Source organism: Chryseobacterium arthrosphaerae (assembly GCF_001684965.1).
GTDB lineage: Bacteria > Bacteroidota > Bacteroidia > Flavobacteriales > Weeksellaceae > Chryseobacterium > Chryseobacterium arthrosphaerae.
This window is the reverse complement of the sequence record NZ_MAYG01000001.1, coordinates 704,245-726,747: the sequence shown is the minus strand read 5'-3', so window position 1 is coordinate 726,747 and position 22,503 is coordinate 704,245. Positions and strand designations below refer to the sequence as shown.

At 38.0% G+C, this 22,503-nt stretch carries 22 protein-coding genes; 9 read left to right on the top strand and 13 right to left on the bottom strand.

Annotated elements, in window-relative coordinates:
* Window positions 1–37 precede the first annotated feature (37 nt).
* Complete coding sequence (locus tag BBI00_RS03210) at window positions 38–790, bottom strand: hypothetical protein (RefSeq protein WP_065397415.1); 753 nt, start codon at window positions 788–790, stop codon at window positions 38–40.
* 110 nt (window positions 791–900) lie between these two features.
* On the opposite strand from BBI00_RS03210, the gene BBI00_RS03205 reads away from it, so the two are divergent.
* The 3 genes from BBI00_RS03205 (at window position 901) to BBI00_RS03195 (ending at window position 2,607) form a co-directional block, all read left to right on the top strand.
* Window positions 901–1,335 carry a hypothetical protein gene (locus tag BBI00_RS03205; protein ID WP_065397414.1) on the top strand — a complete coding sequence of 145 codons (435 nt, stop codon included), beginning with the start codon at window positions 901–903 and terminating at the stop codon, window positions 1,333–1,335.
* A gap of 127 nt (window positions 1,336–1,462) precedes the next feature.
* Window positions 1,463–2,062 carry a Crp/Fnr family transcriptional regulator gene (locus BBI00_RS03200; RefSeq protein ID WP_065397413.1) on the top strand — a complete coding sequence of 200 codons (600 nt, stop codon included), beginning with the start codon at window positions 1,463–1,465 and terminating at the stop codon, window positions 2,060–2,062.
* A gap of 86 nt (window positions 2,063–2,148) precedes the next feature.
* A complete protein-coding gene (locus BBI00_RS03195) occupies window positions 2,149–2,607 on the top strand; it encodes a DoxX family protein (protein ID WP_065397412.1) in 459 nt (152 codons plus the stop codon).
* A 443-nt stretch (window positions 2,608–3,050) separates the two neighbouring features.
* On the opposite strand, the gene BBI00_RS03190 is transcribed toward BBI00_RS03195, so the two are convergent.
* The 3 genes from BBI00_RS03190 to BBI00_RS03180 form a co-directional block, all read right to left on the bottom strand.
* Entirely contained in the window at window positions 3,051–3,704 is a 654-nt protein-coding gene (locus BBI00_RS03190; RefSeq protein WP_228394703.1) for a response regulator transcription factor, read from the bottom strand.
* The gene (locus BBI00_RS03185; protein WP_065397411.1) at window positions 3,682–5,415 is read right to left on the bottom strand and encodes a sensor histidine kinase; all 1,734 of its coding nucleotides are present in this window, start codon (window positions 5,413–5,415) and stop codon (window positions 3,682–3,684) included. Before BBI00_RS03185 ends, BBI00_RS03190 begins: the two co-directional genes overlap by 23 nt.
* A gap of 573 nt (window positions 5,416–5,988) precedes the next feature.
* Entirely contained in the window at window positions 5,989–8,364 is a 2,376-nt protein-coding gene (locus BBI00_RS03180; RefSeq protein ID WP_065397410.1) for a reprolysin-like metallopeptidase, read from the bottom strand.
* A 257-nt stretch (window positions 8,365–8,621) separates the two neighbouring features.
* Here BBI00_RS03180 and BBI00_RS03175 point away from each other — a divergent pair, with 257 nt between their 5' ends.
* The 3 genes from BBI00_RS03175 to BBI00_RS03165 all read left to right on the top strand — a co-directional run bounded on the left by BBI00_RS03175 (window position 8,622) and on the right by BBI00_RS03165 (window position 13,101).
* The gene (locus BBI00_RS03175; protein ID WP_083988409.1) at window positions 8,622–10,223 is read left to right on the top strand and encodes a helix-turn-helix domain-containing protein; all 1,602 of its coding nucleotides are present in this window, start codon (window positions 8,622–8,624) and stop codon (window positions 10,221–10,223) included.
* Window positions 10,224–10,434: 211 nt separating this feature from the next.
* On the top strand, window positions 10,435–11,574 hold the full coding sequence (locus BBI00_RS03170; RefSeq protein ID WP_065397409.1) for a vWA domain-containing protein: 1,140 nt from the start codon (window positions 10,435–10,437) through the stop codon (window positions 11,572–11,574).
* A 72-nt stretch (window positions 11,575–11,646) separates the two neighbouring features.
* Window positions 11,647–13,101 (top strand): sigma 54-interacting transcriptional regulator, encoded by a 1,455-nt coding sequence (locus tag BBI00_RS03165; RefSeq protein WP_065397408.1) that lies wholly within the window; start codon window positions 11,647–11,649, stop codon window positions 13,099–13,101.
* Window positions 13,102–13,232: 131 nt separating this feature from the next.
* On the opposite strand, the gene BBI00_RS03160 is transcribed toward BBI00_RS03165, so the two are convergent.
* The 4 genes from BBI00_RS03160 to BBI00_RS03145 form a co-directional block, all read right to left on the bottom strand.
* On the bottom strand, window positions 13,233–13,775 hold the full coding sequence (locus BBI00_RS03160; RefSeq protein WP_065397407.1) for a hypothetical protein: 543 nt from the start codon (window positions 13,773–13,775) through the stop codon (window positions 13,233–13,235).
* A 53-nt stretch (window positions 13,776–13,828) separates the two neighbouring features.
* Window positions 13,829–14,413 (bottom strand): hypothetical protein, encoded by a 585-nt coding sequence (locus BBI00_RS03155; protein WP_065397406.1) that lies wholly within the window; start codon window positions 14,411–14,413, stop codon window positions 13,829–13,831.
* A gap of 124 nt (window positions 14,414–14,537) precedes the next feature.
* A complete protein-coding gene (locus BBI00_RS03150; protein ID WP_065397405.1) occupies window positions 14,538–14,903 on the bottom strand; it encodes a VOC family protein in 366 nt (121 codons plus the stop codon).
* Window positions 14,904–14,950: 47 nt separating this feature from the next.
* Complete coding sequence (locus tag BBI00_RS03145; RefSeq protein ID WP_065397404.1) at window positions 14,951–15,817, bottom strand: alpha/beta fold hydrolase; 867 nt, start codon at window positions 15,815–15,817, stop codon at window positions 14,951–14,953.
* A 275-nt stretch (window positions 15,818–16,092) separates the two neighbouring features.
* Between BBI00_RS03145 and BBI00_RS23225 the strand changes: the two genes are divergently transcribed.
* Window positions 16,093–16,236 carry a bacteriocin-like protein gene (locus tag BBI00_RS23225; RefSeq protein ID WP_156173307.1) on the top strand — a complete coding sequence of 48 codons (144 nt, stop codon included), beginning with the start codon at window positions 16,093–16,095 and terminating at the stop codon, window positions 16,234–16,236.
* Window positions 16,237–16,261: 25 nt separating this feature from the next.
* Entirely contained in the window at window positions 16,262–16,408 is a 147-nt protein-coding gene (locus BBI00_RS23220) for a bacteriocin-like protein (RefSeq protein ID WP_165602490.1), read from the top strand.
* A 54-nt stretch (window positions 16,409–16,462) separates the two neighbouring features.
* Here the strand turns inward: BBI00_RS23220 and BBI00_RS03140 are convergent, their stop codons facing one another.
* From BBI00_RS03140 to BBI00_RS03120, 5 genes are all read right to left on the bottom strand, one after another.
* On the bottom strand, window positions 16,463–16,822 hold the full coding sequence (locus tag BBI00_RS03140; protein WP_065397403.1) for a VOC family protein: 360 nt from the start codon (window positions 16,820–16,822) through the stop codon (window positions 16,463–16,465).
* A 271-nt stretch (window positions 16,823–17,093) separates the two neighbouring features.
* A complete protein-coding gene (locus BBI00_RS03135) occupies window positions 17,094–17,771 on the bottom strand; it encodes a LytR/AlgR family response regulator transcription factor (RefSeq protein ID WP_065397402.1) in 678 nt (225 codons plus the stop codon).
* Complete coding sequence (locus BBI00_RS03130) at window positions 17,768–18,460, bottom strand: sensor histidine kinase (protein WP_065397401.1); 693 nt, start codon at window positions 18,458–18,460, stop codon at window positions 17,768–17,770. Before BBI00_RS03130 ends, BBI00_RS03135 begins: the two co-directional genes overlap by 4 nt.
* A gap of 519 nt (window positions 18,461–18,979) precedes the next feature.
* Complete coding sequence (locus tag BBI00_RS03125) at window positions 18,980–21,121, bottom strand: outer membrane beta-barrel family protein (protein WP_065397400.1); 2,142 nt, start codon at window positions 21,119–21,121, stop codon at window positions 18,980–18,982.
* A gap of 14 nt (window positions 21,122–21,135) precedes the next feature.
* The gene (locus BBI00_RS03120; protein WP_065397399.1) at window positions 21,136–21,474 is read right to left on the bottom strand and encodes a carboxypeptidase-like regulatory domain-containing protein; all 339 of its coding nucleotides are present in this window, start codon (window positions 21,472–21,474) and stop codon (window positions 21,136–21,138) included.
* Window positions 21,475–21,807: 333 nt separating this feature from the next.
* On the opposite strand from BBI00_RS03120, the gene BBI00_RS03115 reads away from it, so the two are divergent.
* Window positions 21,808–22,377 carry a YciE/YciF ferroxidase family protein gene (locus tag BBI00_RS03115; RefSeq protein WP_065399595.1) on the top strand — a complete coding sequence of 190 codons (570 nt, stop codon included), beginning with the start codon at window positions 21,808–21,810 and terminating at the stop codon, window positions 22,375–22,377.
* Window positions 22,378–22,503 lie beyond the last annotated feature (126 nt).

Sequence of the window (22,503 nt, the reverse complement as noted above, 5' to 3'; positions counted from 1 at the left end):
CAAGAGTTTTTTACAGGTGATCTCTCCATTTTTCTCTTTAAAGGCCGTCAAATCTGAGTGTATTGGAGATTACGGTCTTTGTATAAAGATTTTTATACTGTTTCTGCTGCTCTGTTGTCATCAACTGATATACATCCTCATTCAGGATGACCTTGAAGTTAACATCATAAGGTAATCCGGGTTTAAGCCCGTCATAAAATTCATGATAACAGTAATGGCAGAGTTTTTTGAAAAAAGGATTGAAATACATTTTGTAATGAATGCTTTCTTTGGGTTTCAGGGTTCTCATATTCTTCATGATGTACCAATTATTCACCAGCTGTTTTTCATTCACAAAGTCATTTTCTTTTTTCCATGTACTGATCATCATTTCTCTTTCTTCCCTGTCTTTTTTGCTTTCCGGATGTTCTGTCACATCAGGCATTGAACATCCTATGTCTCCTTCAGGAATATACCCGTTCTGATTGATGAATCCGTACACTCCCAGACGATACAGCCTGTCAGGGGCCGAAGATATATTATCTTCCTGATAATAAACACTTGTATCTTCGGCAAAAGGTATTGCATAGCTGCGGGTATCCAAAGGAAAGGAAACAGCCTGCGAAGAAGTATTGGTGAGGATGAATTCTAAAATATATCCTTTTGGGGACGCCCCGGATGTATACATTTTAAAAGTTTCCGGTATCATAGATTCATTGGGTTCATCATCTGCTATCTTTACCCCGAGCTTCAACTGAGAACAGATATGAACAGCAGAAAGCAAAGACAGAAATGTAAGAATTTTCAGCATGGCTCTTAGTTTCCTGAAAGATAGATATTTTCTTCTTTTCAGCAAGACTTTTCCGTAAATACGGCTACTAATTGATTATATTTGAAAAATAAAAATATTCTAAACAGACCATGAACCTGAAATCTTACCTGGAAATTAACGTAAGTGATGATGATATAGATATGATATTTGATATTAAAGGCTCCAACACTGTTTTCTCCGGAGAAACGTGGGGTTACGGGGATCGCAAAGCCTTTGAGCACTTTACCGACAGCCTCACTGATTTCCCACAAAATAATACAATTCCTTTTTTTGAATTTGGGCATAAAGATTCTACCCTGTCCTATTTCTCTATGAAGCTTTATCCGGCCTCTTCACTTTCTCAGATTGGTATTCAGATTACCATGGCCACTGATGCCACCTTCCGGCCTGAAACCCAATGTAAAATTCAGTTTGAGATTATTGCGGAACCTCATGCTGTTGACGAATTTCAGAAGGCACTGCGTCAGATTGTACGTAAAAAATCTGGAGTTGCCATTCTGTATGGAAATGATAACCGCCTGTAATGAATATCTGCTGTAGAATATTTTAATAAAACCGGTACATTTCCGGCAAAAAAGATTTTTTAGTTCAAAGGAAATCTGATCCACCAAAAGAATAGTTATCTTTGAATAAACATCCAAATCATACGAAATGGCTCCTCAATACGAAGGTATAGTAAACCACATCAGCCAGTACGTCCTCCTGTCGGATCAGGAAAAAGAGCTTTTCTGCTCTGCATTGGTTTACCGGAAATTCCGCAGAAAACAGTATCTGTTACAGGAAGGTAACATCTGTACCTATGATTCTTTTGTGATCAAAGGCTGTCTGAGACAATATGAGGTCAGCGAGAACGGCCGGGAAAATACGGTTCAGTTTGCATTTGAAAACTGGTGGATCTCCGACTGGTACAGTATGATGCATGCCCAGCCCTCCGTCTATAATATTGAAGCTATTGAAAATACTGAGGTTTTGATGATTGAAAAAAACAGACTGGAGCAGCTTTTTATAGAAATTCCTGCCTTGGAAAGTTACTTTCGTCAGATCTTCCTGAGCGCTTTCATTTCTCTTCAGAAAAGGATCCTGTTCCAGCAGAAGCCGGCTGAAGAGCGGTATCAGGAATTTGCAAGATCATACGGCTGGTTTGAGCAGCGTCTTTCCCAACAGCACATAGCTTCTTTCCTGGGTATTACCCGTGAAACACTGAGCAGGCTCAAAGGTCAGCAATATAGAGACGAGCCTTCCAACGTGTGACAAACCGCACAACTTTTTTGTACCAAAAATCACAGGAAAAACAACAGATGCTGCATTAATTTTGTTCATCAAAACCTGTAAAAAAAATGAACAAAGCAATCAAACAGTGGATTGTATCTGGAGATGATACATGGTCCCCGCTTATTCTAAGGCTCACTTTAGGAATCGTATTATTTCCCCATGCAGCCCAAAAATTATTCGGTTGGTTTGAAGGACCGGGGCTAAAAGGAGAAATGGATTATATGACCACCCATGTGGGACTTTCACCAATCGTTGCTGCTACTGCAATCGCCATCGAATGTCTGGGAACTTTATTTCTGTTACTGGGAGCATGGACAAAAATTACGGCCATAGCTGTTTTTTCTTTATTTGTAGGAATGATTGTTACAGATCATGCTTCCCATGGTTTCTTCATGAACTGGTTCGGAAAGATGCCTGCCGGTGCCGAAGGGTTTGAATATCATCTGCTGGTACTGGGAATCTGTCTTTCGCTTATGACATTGGGAGGCGGAAAATACTCCATTGACCGATCAGTAAACAGGTAAAAATATTAGTCTCCGAATGGCATAAAAAAAGGAGACACTGCAGTCTCCTTTTTACTTGTACTAATAACCTGTATGAACTTCCCTATAGTAATTTGTGTTTTTTTTATCATTTGGCTTTTTTCAAGAAGCTCTTACTAAAGGCTATTATACGCTTATGTATTTTATTTCATCACTTGCATAATTCTTCTTCATCACTTGTGTTTTATATAACTATAGTTTATTATTTTTATAGTTATGATCATTGTGTGTTTTTGCTTAAAAATTGACCTTTTTAAAAAAGCATTTTTATGGACTTCCATACTTTTTTTTATTTGGTAAATTTTATACTACAAAGTAACAACATTGCGAAATAAAATCATCTACAAAAACCATCGATACATGTCGGCAATTCTATAGATATTTATCGATAAAACACAGGAAATAAGGAATACCCCTTCCGGGAGCTATATTTTGTGATGGGTTTTTATGAGTTCGATCAACTCAACCAGGTTTTCAATTTTCAGTTTCTCAAAGATATTTTTTTTGATGGTACTTACAGTATTTTGCTTTATGTTTAAATTATTTGCAATTTCCAGATTACCATAGCCTTCTGCATACATTTCTGCAATTTCCATTTCTCTTTTGGTAAGGCTGCTGAGAGGGCTGATCAGATTGGGATTATAGACAAACTGCACCAATAAATTTCTGGACAGCTCAGAGAAATACTCTCCTTTTTGTATAAAGGTTGTAAGTGCTTCTTTTATTTCTTCCTCTTCACTCAGTTTACTCAAATATCCGTTCGCTCCTGCTTTAATAAATTTTAGAACGTGCAGATCTTCTTCAAGACCTGTAAAGATCAAAATCTTGAGATCAGGATTGGCGGCTTTCATCTGTGGCAAAATGTGTAAGCTGTTTCCATCCGGAAAATGGGCATCTATGATAGCCATCTCTATTCCTTTGGATTCTATAAGCTCTACCACCTGTTGTAAAGATGAAGTCTGGTAGATTTTAGCATCCGGAACAATATCACTGATGACGATCTCCATCCCCTGTCTTACAATACTGTGGTCATCTGCTAAAAGAAATACAATTTCCTTATTTTCCATTGGCTGTTCCATTATGATTTATATTTAAGTTGATCCTGAAAGTTATTTTTGTGCCTTTATGCAGCTTGCTCGTTACTGATATTTCTCCATCGAAAAGTTCTACAATCTCTTTTACCAGGTTCAGACCCAGTCCTGCTCCCAGATTATCAACCTCATCAGATACCATTCCCTGATAGTAAGGGTCAAAAATTTTACCCAGATCAGATTCGGAGATTCCAATTCCGGTATCTCCTACCGTGGTGATCAGTGCAATGGTATTTTTATCCACCGGTTCTGTGAACATAGTAAGATCCACCTGTCCGTTTTCTGTGAATTTGTTGGCATTCCCCAGAATATTCATGAAAATCTGATTGATCCTGATATTATCCGAGTACACCACCACATCTTCAGGAATCCTGTCCGTTACTACAAATTTATTGTTTCTCGTTTCCAGATAAGGGTTAATCACCTTTACAATAGAACTGATCTCTTCTTTAAGATTAAAGACAGACTGTATCAGTTTCTTTTCAGCATCCTGATTCTTCGTATATTCCAGGATCTGATTAGACTGCAGCAGCAAAGTACTGTTGGTAAACTTTATCGACTTCAGATAGTCTTTTATGGTCTCATCACCGGTAGATCTGTGAATTTTATCAATAAAAATATTAATAATCTTCAAAGGAGATCTCAGATCATGGCTCAGCATTCCCAGTATTCTGTTCTTGAAATTAAGATTCTTTTTAATTTCATTATTGGCTACATTAAGCTTCTGCTCATAAATAAATGCCATTCTTGTAAAATACATGATCAGGATAGATACAATGAACATCAGAACCATCAATCCGAGGACAAGGTTAGTTCTTATTCTGTTATTATCCGAGCTTTGTTTGTTGTATTCTTTTTCCAGTTCGGCTTTAAAATCCCTGATGGCACTTTCATACACATCGATAAGACCGTTGCTGTAGACCAGCAGCTTACCAAATGTACTGTAAAACCTTAAATTATCTTTCTGGCTCTGTGCGGCATACTGCTGAACCTTCTTCACTTCTGCGGCATAATGCTTATCCATAGACTTTATGGTATTGTCCATCTTTGATTTTACCTGAGAAATATCTATGGTTTTGTTATTCGTTAATGTAATAACCGTGCTTTCCTTCTGAACATCCACTTTACCGGTTACCGCATCCTTTAAACGTCCGAAAAAGCCTTTCTTTTTAATTGTATCTGCATAAGTACGGGTCTGTATATTGAAATCTTCAAAATCATTCTTATACTTCTCCGGCTCATACTTTTTATCCTCAATTTTTGAAGGAGGGTTCAGGGAAGTCTGGTATACAGAATCGATCAGGGTTTTCAGTTGCGTCACTTTCAGCGTATCCTTTTTATGCTGTGCAAGAGCGTTTTTCAGCCTCGGGCTGGTATTTTCATATTCACTGATTTTATCAAAATTCAGCTTAAGCTTTTTCAGCGACTGAAAATACGACTGAAGATCCTTATCATCCTGGGTAGCCATATATTTCTGGAAATGTTCCTGGGCGGCCATAAAATCTTTCCTTGAATCATCCGTTAATCCTCCCAGGGCTCTGCTGTCTTCCAGCTGGTTTTTGATAAACTGAAGTTTCTTTCCGTTGACAAATTCGTTATAAAAGAATATGGCGATAATCACCTGTATTGATAAAATACATATGATCAGCGAGTAATGAACTACTTTCCTCAATTTAAAATTTAAGAATTTATTCTTCATATCTATTTGTCAGCTAATTAATTTTCCGGATAATTTAAATTCACTTCTTATTAATTTTCAATGATATACCATTATTGTCAAAAATTCTGCAATATGTATGATACCATACAATTTACAAAGTTAAAGTAAATTTTCACTTCTTTATAATAGTAAATATCAGACAAAATCGGTAAAACTCAATATAAGTTGACAGTAAAATCCTTTTACAGCTTAAAAATTTTGTTCCGGGCAGGATATTTTCAGAATAAGATGCAAAAATCGGTGTTCAACAAAATATTTAATACTTTCTTCAGATCCCTGATCAGGAGCCGGATTCCGCTATCCATTCATACTCCTCACACCTATGTGTCGCATCTCTACCCTGTCTGTATTTCTGAGTAATTATTTTTATAGGATTGAGAGTAATCAATAAGAAGCACTACATATTTATTCTTATTGTCTTTTACCGGTTTTTGCTTAATATCATTATGAAATATTAAAAATAAAAAAACCTGCTGTTACCAGCAGGTTTTTCTTATCCCGGAAGGAAAATGTCAGAGTTTTCAGCAGATCAATTTTCGGATGAGCTTTCTGTTAATTGATCAGAAGTTTTTTGGTTTCCACTTTACCTTGTTGTGTAATAACTTCCACTATGACCACCTGCCTGTTCAGACCTATATCCGGAATAGAGAATATATTAGCATTGATATTTTTCTTTTTGTACAGATGACGTCCTGACATATCAAAAAGCTCCACTGAAAGAATTTTCTGAACAGAAGAGGCCACTACAATATTGCGGGCATCGGAATATATCCTGATCTCATCATTCTTTGCGGCCGGATTATTCGCAGCTAAAGTACTGCCAATGGAAAAATCCGTATTAGAAATATCGAAGAAGATCCCCGGAACATTTCCGGACACCGTACTTGTACCCGGTGTTATTTTTAATCTTGCATGACTCGTCGTCACATTAGGTAAAATAACGTTCGCTGTTCCCGAATTAGGCAGTGCTGAAGCCAGCAGTGTAAATGTATATCCGCCATCGGTTGAAAGCCAGATATCAACCAGCTTGCAATTCACCGGAGCATTATTCGTACCGTTCACGCTCCAATGCACAGGGAGATTATAGCCCGGAGTATAAGTGCCGGATGGATCATTCGTAATAAGGAAAGGACCTGAATTATCTACATTCACTACAACATTTTTTGTTACTGTTCCTCCTCTGCCGTCACGAACGGTAAGGGTATGGGTGGTTTCAACAGCTACTGATGGCAGCTTATCCCCTTTTGAATAGTTTGTTCCACCTAATACAGCAGCAAGCAGCGGATAATATCTCAGCCCGGGATCTGTACCTGCCGTAACCGGGGGATAAGACCTGAAGAACGGCGGATGGGTTGTATTTTCAAGAACAGTTCCGTCAAGGCCCGGAGGCGCAGCAGGAGATCCGTTACTTCCCGTTACATCCTGCAGATCACTGATGTTAGTACCTTCCCATGAATAGCTTAACGGATCATTATCGCCATCCGTTGCTGTTCCTTTAAGGTAGAACGGCGTTGATTTAGGGACGGTATAGGAAGCCTGCATAGCATTAATCACCGGAATGGTATTTCCTGAAGCCACAGTAGTGTAACAGCTTAGCGTAGAGATATAATCCAGAGCCTGTTTTATACTCGCTGTATGAAAATTAAGGAAAGGGCCTATCTTTTTTCCCGTTCCGTCATAGCTGTCAGAATAATCATCATCTCCAGTCACTCCGTTAGCCGGGTTATTATTGGCACAGGTAAAACCATAGCTCATTACGGTAGCACCGGATCCCGGTTCCACTGAGGTCGTATATCTTCGGGTAGTACACACCGGAATATTACTGTTGTAGGAGTGTGACATTCCGAACTGATGGCCTATCTCATGAGCGATCAGCTGAATAGAAAATACTCTCGCATAATTCACTTCATCACCGATATCCGATACACCCCCACCTTTATAGGTATCATTACACACTGCCGGCGAAAAGGCCACTCCTCCTCCGGACCCGCTGCCTCCGGCTCCAAACACATGCCCTACGTCATAATTGGCGTTCCCGATTACATTGGCAAGGTTTGCCCTGTTTTCATCCAGCATTGTCCCCTGATCATTCGCCGTATAGGGATCGGAAGCAGGGTCGGTATACACTACATTTGTACCGCTTACCAGCTGTAAATTAACGCCCAGTTCCGCTTCGTAAACTGCATTCACCTCATTGACATAAGCTACAATGGTAGCATAGGCAACATTGGCATTTCCCCCTCCGAAAGCAGCAGTATATTCTCCTGTAGCTGCTATGGCAAGTTTAAATTTTTTAATATGGTCACCATTTGACAATTTTCCGTTGGCAAGACTGGCATTATTCTGCAGTTTTTGGGTAAATGCCCCAAGATCAAGGCTGGTACCACATCTGTTTTGAGAAACAGGCTGGGCTGGCAACAGGGCGTCTTTGGAAAAATAGCTTTTGTACAGATTATTTACATTCCTGATTTTTTCTATAATAACAGTATCTCCTCCTACTCCCAGGATAATAGCATTAAAACCTTCTGAAGTAAGACTGAATCTGATTTTATAGCCCGGATTCCGGGTTCCTTCTCCCTTATATGTTCTGATATCCGGATGTAGCGCCTGAAGTTCGGGAGCAAGAACTGATGATTCATAAATAACAAAGGTTTCTGTCTTTCCGTTGGGTAAAGGAATTTCTAATGATATTCCGGATTTTTTGTACTGGCTGGCTGAAGGAGCGGATGATAGGTACGTTTTTAATGCGGTATCATTCATTTCCAGGATAGAATATTTTTTTATATTCTCAACAGGAACTGTTTTCATTTTTTCAGCCTTTTCACCATGAGAAAGATCTTTAAAAAAACCACGCTGTGCATAAGTCATCTGCAGGCTCATTGCAGTGGTGGCAATGGCTAACAAAAATGGTCTTGTTCTTTTATTCATACATTAAATTTTAGTCAAATTTATTTCACAATATTGTGTACGACAACTGAACAAAGGAAAGATTATAGAAATCCTTCTACCATTCTCCTTCTTAAAAACTGTCTTCCGGAGACTTCAGCAAATCACACCGCAAACATATGACAGCCAAACAAATACAATAAAATTAAAATAGAATAATTTCAGTAATCATTGCATAAAATCAAAAATTTTTAAGGCAAAATATTTTAATTTTAACACCGTAAATGAATTGAAAAATAATGATCAAAAGTTTTTCCCTGATATCTTTTTTATTACCCTTATTTATTTTCCACCCACTTCCTGCACAGGATATCAGAAGTAAAGAAAAACAGCTCATGAAGCAATATGACCTGATTGAGTATAATGATGTAGGAAAGATCACCAATATGGATGATATCCGGCAAATGATCCATAAGTCGAAAGAGATTAATTTCAGATCCGGAGAGCTCCGAGGACTTATACTTTTGCAACGGAATGCTCTGAGAAGGGGAAATTACAGCCTTTCTGAGAAATACGGGGATGAAGCGGAAAAATTGGCCCAGGAAGAGAATGACAATTATTCACTAAGCCTGATCCATCTCAACAAAGCCTGTGCAGCAGTAGACCTGGGTCTGCAGCCTGAAGCCAGAATGCTATTGGAAGATACCACATACGCAGACAGAATTGAGAATAAGACAGACAAAGATCTTTATTACGCCAATGCATATATGCTTCTTGCAGGAGTATTTTCAAGGATTAATGCTAAAGATTCCATGGTATATTATACACAAAAAAGCCTGAACAGGCTGAAATCAATACCTTCTTCAGGTCTTACGGCCTACCAGGAAATCAGATGTTATTATCTTACCATATTTCAGCTGATGAATATGGGGATTGCCTATGCCTACCATCCCCAAAAACCCAGGCCCGGTCTTGCAGAAAAATATTTTCAGAAGGCACTTGTCTATTCTGTTACTCATCCGCAGTATTTCAAACTTTGTGATATTGAAGTGTATGAAGCAGTAAGTTATTTTTATTTTACCCAAAAAGATTATCACAAAAGTATAGGATATTCCAGAAAGGTGCTGGAACTTGAAAAAGTAAAGAAAAAACCACAGGAAAGACTTTCTGCCTATGACATCATTAAAGATTCTTATAATGCTTTAGGAAATTCAGAGGAAGAGCTTACATACCTGAAGCTATACACCCACCTGAATGACAGCATCAATAAAGCCCAGAATATCAGCGTGATCAATCAGTCCAGAAAAAAAATCAATACCTTCAGGGATGTTTACAGCAGAAACAGACTGGCCATCATTATCACTGCAGCAGTCATTATTTTTATGATTATTGCCGTATCATGGAAATACAATAAAAAAAGAGCCGATGAATACCGTAAAAAATATAATGAACTCATCCACGAGCTGTATCAGAACAATCCCGGGCCTGAGGATGAAAATAAAGATCATTTAACAACCTGTATTTCCTCTGAGACCGAAAAAAGAATTTTAAAGAAGCTGGAAACCTTCGAAAATTCTGAAAAGTTCCTCAAAAAAGGAATCAATATTGCCTATTTGTCGAATCTGCTCAGTACCAATCCCAAATACCTGTCTGAAGTAATCAGAAATAATAAATCGCAGAATTTCAATGCCTATATCAATAGTTTAAGAATCAATTATATTGTTCACAACCTGTATAATGATCCTAAATACAGAGAATATAAAATAAGTTACCTTGCAGAAGAATGCGGGTATGCTTCATCCCAGGTCTTCGTGATCGCATTCAAAAAAGAAAAAGGAGTTACCCCTTCTTACTTTATTAACGAGCTGAACAGCCATCATTCAGCAGCATCTGATATTTAGGTATTACGATGAAACTAAAGTCTGGCCAACTATATTTCGATTTTATATAACCACCATTAGTTTTTTCTATTTTTCATAAGAGTTCCTGAAATGATATTTTGCTAACTTGTCTCTTTAAAAAAGTAAAGCAATACTGAATACCTGCCGGTCATCATAATGCACTGTCAGTGAAATTCAAAAGCAGATAACAGCAAAAAAGCTTCATCATCTTATGACCAATAAAGAATTTAGTCCCCAGAGAGGCTTTATATTCAGCAAACATGTACCGGAAGAAATATCGCATTTTGACCGGGTCTTTGATGTGTTCAAAGATTTGCTTACCCACACCTCCGGGGATATTGAAGAAGCCTTCGAATGGCTTGATATGCTTGATAAAGAATATGATATTTTTGATGATGAATATTCTTTACAGGATTTTGAGGAAGATTTGAGAAAACGGGGATACATCAGGAAAGATGATTCCGAAGAGGGCAATTCCGGAAATGGGAAAGGCAAAAATATCTTGACCCCAAAACTGGAGGCTGCCCTCCGTGAATATGCTCTGGATCAGATTTTCGGAAAACTGAAAAAAAGCGGCACCGGAAATCACCGCACTTCCAGGACAGGCATCGGTGATGAACGGGATGGTGAAAGCAGGTCTTACCAATATGGAGACGACCTGTCTGCCGTCAATATGACCGAAAGCCTGAAAAACGCACAGGTGAATAACGGAATTTCTGACCTGCGGCTAACTGAAGATGATCTTGTAGTGGAAGAAACCAAACACAAGGCACAGATGAGTACCGTACTGATGATTGACATCAGCCATTCTATGATCCTGTATGGTGAAGACCGGATTACTCCGGCCAAAAAGGTAGCTATGGCACTGGTAGAACTGATCAAACGGAAATATCCTAAAGATTCTATAGATATCATCGTGTTCGGAAACGAAGCATGGCCTATCAAAATCAAAGACCTTCCCTATTTAAAAGTCGGGCCCTACCATACCAATACGGTAGCCGGTTTAGAACTCGCCATGGATATTCTTCGCAGGAAAAGAAATACCAACAAACAGATCTTTATGATTACTGACGGAAAGCCCAGCTGCATCCAGCTTCCTACAGGAGAATTTTATATGAACAGCTATGGTCTTGACGAAATGATCGTGAACCAATGTCTCAACCGGGCTGCGCAGGCCAGAAAACTGAAAATCCCGATCACAACCTTTATGATTGCCCAGGATCCTTACCTCCGCCAGTTTGTGGAAGCTTTCACAGCCCAGAATAAAGGGAAAGCGTTCTTAACCGGCCTGTCAGGTCTTGGACAGATGATTTTTGAAGATTACGAAAAAAACAGAATAAAGAGAATATAGAAAACTGATTTACCCATCACAGTACTTAAGTTTTAGCGCTGAAATTCTCACCAGATACTAATTTAAAAAGAAATGAAAAACGATATTACATTCAAGGAACTGAAAGATTCCGGATATATTCATAAAACAGTCAACGAAGAAATTCAGGCCAACCTGATTGCAAGGATCAGGGCCGGACAACCTGTATTTGAAGGACTCTGGGGATATGAAGACACGGTAATTCCTCAGTTGAAAAAAGCAATTCTCGCCGGCCATCATATCAACCTGCTCGGTTTAAGGGGACAGGCAAAAACCAGGATTGCAAGAAGCATGGTAGATCTGCTTGATGAATACATGCCTGTTGTAAAAGGTTCTGAAATCAATGACAGTCCGTTTCATCCTATCTCTAAATTTGCCAGAGATCTTATTGCAGAACTGGGAGATGAAACACCTGTCTCTTGGGTACACCGCTCCGACCGTTTCTTTGAAAAGCTGGCAACACCGGATGTGAATGTTGCAGATTTAATTGGAGATATAGATCCTATTAAAGCAGCAACTTTAAAACTGCCCTATTCTGATGAAAGGGTTTTACACTACGGAATGATTCCACGGGCAAACCGTTCTATATTTGTATTGAATGAACTTCCCGATCTGCAGGCAAGGATTCAGGTTTCCCTGTTCAATATTTTACAGGAAGGGGATGTTCAGATCCGTGGTTTCCAGCTGAGAATGCCGTTGGATATCCAGTTTGTCTTTACCGCCAATCCGGAAGATTATACCAACCGGGGAAGCATTGTAACCCCACTGAAAGACAGGATCGGATCACAGATTTTCACCCATTATCCTAAAACCATTGCCCTTGCCCGCCAGATTACTGAACAGGAAGCCATGATTTCGTCCGAAGACCAATCCAGTATCCGGATTCCTGATCTGGCTAAAGATCTTTTGGAAGAAGTTGCTTTTGCAGCCCGTGAAAGTGAATATGTAGATGCAAAAAGCGGTGTAAGTGCCCGGCTGACCATCAGTGCAATGGAAAACCTGATAGCTGCAGCAAAATTACGACTCATTGAGTCCGGAGCTGAAAAAACCACGGTCCGTTTGCTTGATTTCATGTCTATTATCCCGTCTATTACCGGAAAAATCGAGCTGGTATATGAAGGTGAGCAGGAAGGTGCAGATTATGTGGCCAGGATATTAATTGACAAGGCGGTCATGAGACAGTTTGAAACGCTTTTCCCCCGTATTCCCAAACTGGAGAAAGAAGATATCAGGACACCTTATACAGACCTGATCCGCTGGTTCAACAAAAATCATCTGGAACTTCATTATAATGATACTGATAAGGAGTTTTATGCTAAACTTGATAAAGTAGCACCATTGGCTGCAGTAATTGAGGAAAATGTACCGGAATTAAGCAAAGAAGATCAGAATTTCTGCAAGGAACTGGTGTTGTGGGCTTTAACGATCAGCAGTAAAATAGATAAGTCTGAAAGTCAGTCGGTTTTTACGTTTGATTCTGCCGGAATTGGTCAGTTTCTGCGTAACTAAATGATTCCATTCAGTATAGAAGATATTTTTTGCCACGGATATACGGATAAAAAAATCCGTGCATCCGTGGCAATTAAAATTTCCCGTTGATCAGGAAGATTTTTATGAAGTCAGGCTTCTTAAAAAATAGATCAGTTTGCTGCAGGATCTGCAAGCTCTTTCGTAAGGCCTATAGATTTTAAAAGACTCTTGCTGTCAAAAAGTAAAGTCGTATAATGTCTGCCTTTTTTGAAGGTCAGTTTTGAACCTCCGGAAAATTCACTGTCGTCTCCCAGTTTCTGAACTTTCGCTCCATATTTCCCCAGTTTTCTTTTAGCCTCTTCTAAAGTTGTTTTATTCATTGCAAGACCAAAAGGAAGGCCTTCTACTACTACAGGTTTATCATCAGGAATGTCAAAAAACATTTCGCTGATCATATTATTTTTTCCTAAACCACAGTATAGCTCAAGACCTGATTTGGTCAGCCATTTTGCATATTTCTGTTCATTGGCATCTTCATAGAAAATTGTTTTTGCCTGCAGAGCTTTTGAAATTTTATCAGGAGTCTGCGGGAAAATAAATTCTGACTCTTTAGTAAGTAAAGAATTGAGTCCTGCTGTTTTCTGCGAAAATGCGGTTATACTTACCAATTGAAAAAACACAGCCAAAATCAGAGTGAATCGTTTCATTGTCATAAGGATACTATTAAATTTTATAATTCGGTGCCTAAAAATAATAAAAAGTAATGTTACAGACTAAAATTATCTAAAAAGCTTTTCAGCTCGTCAATAGGAACATTATTGCCTGATGAAACTACAGAATACCTGTTCCCTTCCAGATATTGGATGCTGGTATGTTGATCACTGTCAAACATACTGTAATCAAAATATACCTGCCAGCCCTTATAGCTTTTGATATTGGTTTTATCTCCGGGTTCTACATATTTTTTTGTTTCCAGGTAATTAAGCAGACTTGATTTTACCTGTTCAGCTCCGGGTCCGGCCCCGTCTGTAACCATCAGATAAATGTTTTTACCTGCTTTTGCATAATTTCCTGTAGCGAAGGAACCCGTTTCATTATCTTCAGAAGCGGTTACTTCCGTAAGCTTGTATCCGTTAATCTCTTTTTTAAATTTACTTTTAAATGCATCAGAACCAAGAGGTTTCAGCTTCTTCAGTTCTTTAGCCAGACTTTCAACTTTTAATGAATCTGAATTCGCACTGACTTTTTCAAAAACGGGTTTCAGACCTTTTTTAGCAAAAACAACATTTGAGCTTAATGCAAGTACTAATGCTGTACCTACAATTCCGGCTCCCCAATAAGAGATTTTCATAATTTTTTATTTATTTTTTTAATCCATCACTCACTACAAAAAGCAAACCAAATCCAAAAGAGAAGAAATACTTTATGAAAACAATGATTTTTGATTAAAAAGAAGAAATATTTTCTGAAACCTTTCACCCATGCTGCAGATTGAAGACCGTACCTGCCGGGTCTGTGATCCAGTGCATCCCTTCAGGAAGTTCTTCAATTTCATCGCAGGTCTCTACTCCGTTCAGTTTCAGATATTCCGTTGCAGCTTCTACGTCAGGTACAGTAAGCTGCAGCCATGTTTCGGAATGGGTATAGTTATCTACACAGTCGAGCCATATCACATTGTGTCCGAATTTTACTTCATGTGTTCTGGAAACCGTAGGATTGGTAATCGGCTTTTCTTCAACCTCAAGTTTCAGAATATCCCTGTAAAAAGCGACCGTTTTTTGATATTTATTTTTTGGAATTTTGATGGCGATATTGATTCCTGCTTCAAATTTTGTATTCATATGGTATGGTATTAATGAAAGAAAATATGGGCTGTTACAGCTTCAGATTATTTTAAGAAATTATTCAGGTAGCCAAGTATTGTTGCGGTCTGCATCATCAGGCTTACATGGCTTTGTCCCGGTACAATAGCCAGCTGGGACTTTGGCATGGGAGCCATATCAGCGGCAATACCCCCGCCCAATAACTTATAGGTTTTTGCGAGTTCGGTTTTATCCAGTCCGTCATTATCACCTGCTATGATCAGCACAGGAGCGGTAATTTTAGCAATATTGGAATCTCCCATATCATATGGCGTTCCGGCAGAAGCAATCATCTGCTCCAGGAATTTTGTCCATTTTGTCTTATCAGGAGCTACTGCATTATAAGCTGTATGCATAGGACTATTTTCAAAAAGAGCCGGTTTCATGGTTTTAAAGACACTGTTGATCTCAGGGATCCAGCCACTGCTTTTATATGTGGCAGAAATAATGACCAGATTTTTTAACCGTTTAGGGCTCTGGATGGCAAACTGATAGGCTATGGCGCCTCCAAAACTGTATCCTACCACATCCGCACTTTCAACCTTCAGATGATCCATTACTCCTGCCACATCACTCGCCAATGTGGTATGAGATAATTTTCTGTCTGAGTACGGGCTGTGCCCATGGCCCTGCAATTCGACGGCAATTACTTTTCTGTTTTTTGAAAGCTCGGGAATCAGTTCTCCCCAGTTTGTATCAATGGTCATAAAAGCGCCATGCAGCAAAATTACAGGGCGGCCTTCGCCATATACTTCATAGTAAACTTTGATCCCGTTCACAGGAGCATAGCCACTGTCAGAAGGTTTTATTTTCTGAGCATTCATCTGTGATACAGTCAGTAAAATAAGTACAGCGGCGATGAATAACGTATAAGATTTGAATAGATTTTTCATAATATTCCGGATTTAGTTAAGTAATATGTTGAATCAAAATTACCAAGTCATTATGAAATCCCACTTGCCACAAGACAAGATTTTTATCTCAGAGTATGTTCTGATGAACTTCATTCCGGGAAAACTTTCAGAGCTGATATATTTTACCTGATTTAAAAGGCTTATCCATCAATATCACACCGGTAAACTCACACGGATAATAAATATTTTTTAAGAATAATTTACCTCAGTAAATAAAAATTGATTAATTTCGAACAGAACTAAACCTAAATATTATGAAAAATTTAAAAAAAATCGAAAGACAGGAACTGAAAGCTATTAAAGGAGGTATTAACTGCCCTGGAGGTCAGATATGCCTAATCAACGGGAAATGGCAATGCATGCCGTACGATGGATGTGGCGGCGGAAATCAGCCTTAAATTGTAACGCTTAAATGACTTGACTATGAAAAATTGTAAGAAAATTTCAAGAGACCAGTTGAAAAACATCAATGGCGGAGCACTCAGCTGCTCCGAAGCATGCTGCCCGCCACCGGGAATAAAAAAATGTCCATGGATACTTTGCTATGCACCATGTGATATACTAAGCTGATATTAATTAATGAAAATAACAGCGCCTTAGGATCTTTGATCTTAAGGCGTTTTTTTATGGGTTTTCCGGGGCCTGTACGACGCAAAAGGAATTTCCTTCGGGATCCAGCAGGACCACATAGTCTGCATCCTGTTCGTAATTCCAGTCTTTCATCCTTTCGGCTCCTAAATGGAGTAAACGTTCCACTTCCCGATCCTGATGATCCGTTATAAGATCTATGTGATGCCTTTTCGGTTCCGGGGATGTGGTCAGTTTTAATGATAACTGAATTCCCTGCCCGTCTTCAGGAATCAGGATGGCAAAATCCGGTTCGGGATCTTTTTTGAGTTTATAGTTCAGGGCTTCAGACCAGAAAGCAACAGCTCTGTTCATATCCTGCACTCCCCAGACGACTGATAATATTTTTAAATCCATATTTCATTGTTTATGATGTATAGCCTGAAATGTAACAGATAAGTCCTATTTTGTAAAGGTTATCCTCAGATCAGTGTCACAGAATCACACAAAAACCCTCTTATCAGGAGGGTTACTAAGATGCAGAGATTGATACTACAACTATTATGGTGATTCAAAATTAAAATTTGTAACAGAAAAACTTTATGACTGTATGCATAAAAGTGGATTAATACCAAAAATGTGTATTGATACAAAACCCTCAATATCAGCATTTCAATACCATAGAGAACTACTTTTCTTTAATCGCATTAAAAAAAGCGGTCTGGTAAGTTTTCCCGATCGGAATGATGGTGTCTTTAATATGAATTAAATTACCTTCCACTTTGATTATTTTATTAAAATTAATAAGATATGATCTGTGTACTCTTATAAAGCCATCTTCTTTTAATTTATTTTCCCAGTTATTCATACTGTCCTGTACAAGAAGTTGGTTGTGTTCATAAAAAATATTCACATAATCTACTTCTGCCTTAATATAATAGATCTCGTTTTTATTGATTTTGAAGAACGTTTTATCTGTATAAACAAAAAGTTCGTTCTTATTTTCGTCTTTTTCAGATTTTGTGTCTTCCTGCAACCTGTAGATGGATTTCAAAAACCGTTCATATGAAAATGGTTTAAGCAGATAATCATCCACTGCCAGCTCAAAGGCATCTACTGCATAATCCCTATGCGCAGTTGTAATAATGACTTTCGGCTTTTTATCAATGCTTTTTAAAAAATCAAGGCCGTTTATTCCCGGCAGCTGAACGTCTAAAAAAATAAAATCTACTTTCGTCAGTATACCGGAAGGCAGTTCAGAAACTGACTGAAATACGCCCAGGCATTCTAAAAACAATGTTTTGTCTACATAGGTCTTCAGTAATTTTATAGCGGGCAGCTCATCTTCTATTATGATACATTTCATCGTGTGTTTATTATTAAATTAACTAAAAACTGGTCTTCATTTTCTGTAATCTTAATTTCGTGTCTGGAAGGGAAAAGTATTTCCAGCCTCTGTTTTACATTTTCTATTCCAATACCGCTGTCTTTCCATTCTTTCTTTTGATTCTCCCTGTATTTTGCATTGAATTTATTGCTGACCTTCAGGCTGATGATCCCTTTGGAAGAATGAATATCTATTAAAACAGGAGCTTCCTTTCCTTCAAGCATGCTTGAATATTTGAAGGCATTTTCTATAAACGGAATAAATAATAAAGGTGGAATAAGCTGTGACTGATCATCAATATGCACATGAAACTGAATATCTACACGGTCTCCTATTCTTGATTTCTGCAGGACCAGATAATTTTCAATAAAATGAACTTCTGTCTCCAGTAATATTTCCTTTTTCTGGCCTTCATGTATCAGGTAATGAAGATTATCTGAAAGTTTGAGAATTTTATCTGCAATATCTTCATTTACAGCAATTGCGTCTGAATACAGCATATTTAAAGTATTAAACAGAAAATGAGGGTTGATCTGGGCTTTTAAAGCTTTGAGCTCGGCATCTACCCTAGCCTGCTCTGCATGAGCCAGTGATTTTATATGGGTGATATTTCTTTTTATGAAAAATATGGCGGTAAATAGACTGCTGACAAATATTAATCCGATCATTTTATTAATTGTGCAATACTTGAGATTACACACACAATCATATGTACAGACAAAATATATCGCAATACCCGTCAATATCAGCAGTATGATCCAGTAAACCGGATTTTTAATGTTTTTCAGAAGGAAGAAATATATGACATATGACGGTATTCCAATAGTCGCAATATCAACGAGCGATTTAATAAGATCAAATCTAAAACAGCTCGCTTTTCCAAATATCAAGACAGGATACACCACATAAAAAGTCCAGAACAGCAGATGTCCAACAGATTCTATGAGTAAAGGGGTGTGTTTTTTCATACGATTTATTTTATACAGGCTATTTCATTCTGCCTTTTTGTAATACAGAACTTTTCTGTTCACTTATTTCTTTTTCTTACCGGTATTTATGGTGATCCCGGATTCTGGTTTATCATACCGCTGACCATCATTCCCAAGAATGATACAGGAGCACGTTTTAAAGTTACAAAAGATAAACACATGGTTTTAGGAAATTTTATATTTCGGTGCATGGAATCTTTATTTTTCAGTGTTTTTATTTTTCTCTACCTCTGTTTTAGTATTTTCTTTTACTTTCTGGTTTCCAAAACGTTTCACAAATGAAAGTGAGAATCCGTACCAGTCTGCTCTCATCTCCGATCTGAAAGTTCCGGTCTCGCTATACATTGTATTGTCGAAAACAGGTCGTTTAAAAATATTCATCAGCTGCAAACTTACCTCCATCTGTGTTTTCGGGAATATTTTGGTAGCAGAGATGTTATGGAAGACATTTGTTGTATTGGCGAGAGAGTTTCCATAGTTCTGATTGAAAACATTTACCGAGGCACTCAGGTTTATATTTTTGTTAAAAAGATTGGTATAAGAAAGATTGGCTGAAGCTTCCATATAACTGATATAGTCTCTGCTTGCGAGATTATTCACTTCATTGAAATCATGGTTGTCTATATAATTCCATCCTACCCCTAGATTGATGTTCAGCCTGTTTTTGAGGAAAGTCTGGTTCGTATTGGCAAAAAGGTTATATTTCTGCACTTTTCCGTTCAGATTAACCGGCAGGGAAACCATTTTGCCACCCTCTTCTACAAAAGACCTCCAGTAATCCCTGTCTGTGTAGTTATACCTTGCCGAGATGAAATATTTTTTCAGGAATCCGAATTTCATGTAAAGCCTGTGGCTCAGGTTTGGGTTGATATCCATATTGCCACGGAAGAAAGTACCGTCATTGGAAGGAAAAAGGAAAGGATTAAACTCATGATACAATGGTCGCCACAGAACACGGTTATAGGTTAAACTCAGGTCATAATTCTTTGAGAAAGAATATTTCAGCAATAAGTCAGGAAGGAAGTTGCCGTAGGACTCTTTTCTTTCCGTGCCGGCCACATCCTGCTTCGCTGTGTAATTGATATGCTCATACCGTAGCCCAACCCTTGTTTCCAGTTTTCCGAAGAATGTTTTGCTGTAGTTCATATAGAGGGAACTGATATTTTCCTCATAATGAAAAACATCGTGCGGACGCAGGTTATCAGCATTGTTTCCGGAAAGTGTATTCCGGATCATATTGTTATTGAAATCCATTTTTCCGCCTGCTTCAAAACTTCCCCCGGTTCCAAGCGAATGAACATAATCTGCCTTAAAATAATAATTGCGTAACTGTGCATCAGAATTTATACCCAATTGATTGATAATGCCTGAGGCGGGAGAGGTTTTTAAAAAGGTGCTCAGCTCATTCTGGGAATTATAATTGAAGCCCAGATTAATATCCAGAATCCTGTTTTTTTCTTTATCATAATACTTGTAAAAAGCATTTGTCCCCAATGTACGGTTACGGCCGATGACATCCTGATCCTGGCGGTAGGCATCAAAGAATTCCCCGTTTTTGGTCCTGCTGATATCAGCATAAGAACCTGAAGTATTTTTACTCTGAAAATATTCAAGAATAAGTCCTATCTTATTTTTAGCATTCAGGTCATATTCGGAAGTGGAAGACAGAGAAGGTGTCTTATCATACCCTACCGATTCGTTGGCAGTGGTGGTAACGTCATTATCTTTATACAAACTGTTTACAAAGGTATTTCTCTGGAAACCAGCACCGTTATTATAACTTCCGATCAGGGTCTGGGTAAAATTTTTCTTATGGTAGTTAAGATTGGCATTAGTATACTGTATATTTTTGTTTCTCTGTTTGTTATTAAACGTCACACTGCCTTTAATTCCCTCATCATCATTTTTTTTCAATACGATATTCACTACCGGTCCTCTGGCTTCATAACGGGATGACGGGCTTGTGATCACCTCAATTTTCATCAGGTTATCAGCAGGAATCGTTTGCAGATAATCTTTTAACTGCTTGCCTGTAAATACCGATTTTCTGTCATTAATGTAAACTGTCACCAATTCTCCCCCGGCATTTATATTATCATTATTATCAATATTCAGCAAGGGAGTCAGTTTCAGGACATCCCAGGTGGCATTTCCTGCCAGGATAGAACTGTTGGACACATTAAAAACAGTTCGGTCAGCTTTTGATTCTACTGTAGGTTTTCTTGCGGTAATGGTAACTCCTTCTATTTGATTTTCCGGCTTCCTGATGGTATCGTTTGTTGACTGTGCAAGGGTAGGAATTCCTGCTAATAAAGCAATAGAAACTATAATTTTTTTCATTCAATGATATTTTTTTAATCGAACTTTTTTTCATCTACGTTTAAAGCCATAGGGATATCCAGAACTGTATCTTTTCGGAAAAGAACACAGAAACTTTTTGTTTTATATCCTTTTAAGCTTATTTCAAATTCATAATTACCTTTTTCAAAAGATTCGGGAAGCTGATAAACACCTTTGTCATTCGCTGATATTTTGCCTGTTACATTATCATCAACCCTTTTAAAAGTGATCAATGCTCCAGCCAAAGGTTTTGCTGTTTTTTCATCTGTGATCTTCCCTTTTAATATTTGGCCGGTAAGGTCATGAAATGGCAATAAGCTCAGAACGATGAATAAAATTTTGATCGATTTCATATTTAAATGTTTTTTAATGGTAGCAAAAGTAGTTTCATTGCGTAAGGAGCCATAATTATATCTGTTAATGACTGTATTTTATCTGTGAATGGTTTAATAAGATTCAGACGGCCATACATCTTACAGAATCGCAATGTGCCAAGGGTAAAGGATCTGATTTAAATATACATCGTTTGCCTTTAACAGGCATTCCATCACATGTATTTCAACTTGTCCTGCCGGATCGTCCGGATACAATATTTATACTTTTCAGAAAATCAACTTATGACCCATGAGACACAAATGGTCCTAGAATTGCAGCAGATTAAAAATAATCACACAAAATATAATATTATGGCAACCAAAAACGTAACAAAAAAAGCTTCTGTAAAAAAGGTACCGGCAGGTAATACAAAAAAAGCTCCTGCTAAAAAGAATGCTTCTAAAGGATTGGAAGATTTATTTGAAGATGGTCTCAAAGACATCTACTGGGCAGAAAAAGCATTGGTAAAGGCCTTACCCAGAATGCATAAAAATGCGACAGACAAAAAGCTCAGGCTAGCTATTGAAAATCATTTAATGGAAACTGAAATGCACGTAAAAAGACTCACAGAATGTTTCAAAGCACTGAAAAAGAAAGCACAGGCAAAAAAATGCGATGCCATGCAGGGCCTTCTTGATGAAGGAAAGAGCATCATTGAAGAAACTGAAGCAGGGACTGTAAGAGATGCAGGAATAATAGCTGCCGCACAGAAAATAGAACATTATGAGATTGCAACCTATGGTACACTGGCTGCTTATGCAAAAGTCCTTAAGGAAAATGTATGTCTGAAAAATCTTTTAGCCACCCTCAATGAAGAAAAAAAATGTGATAAATTACTTAGTAAAATTGCAGACGTTGGCCTGAATACTAAAGCGCTGTAATCATTCCGCATAAAAACCGGAATCTGAAAAAGACAAAGAATATATAAAAAATAAAACCTTGAAAATCCAGGATTTTCGAGGTTTTATTTGCAGAAATTGAGGGATGACAGCCTTTGCAAATAACTG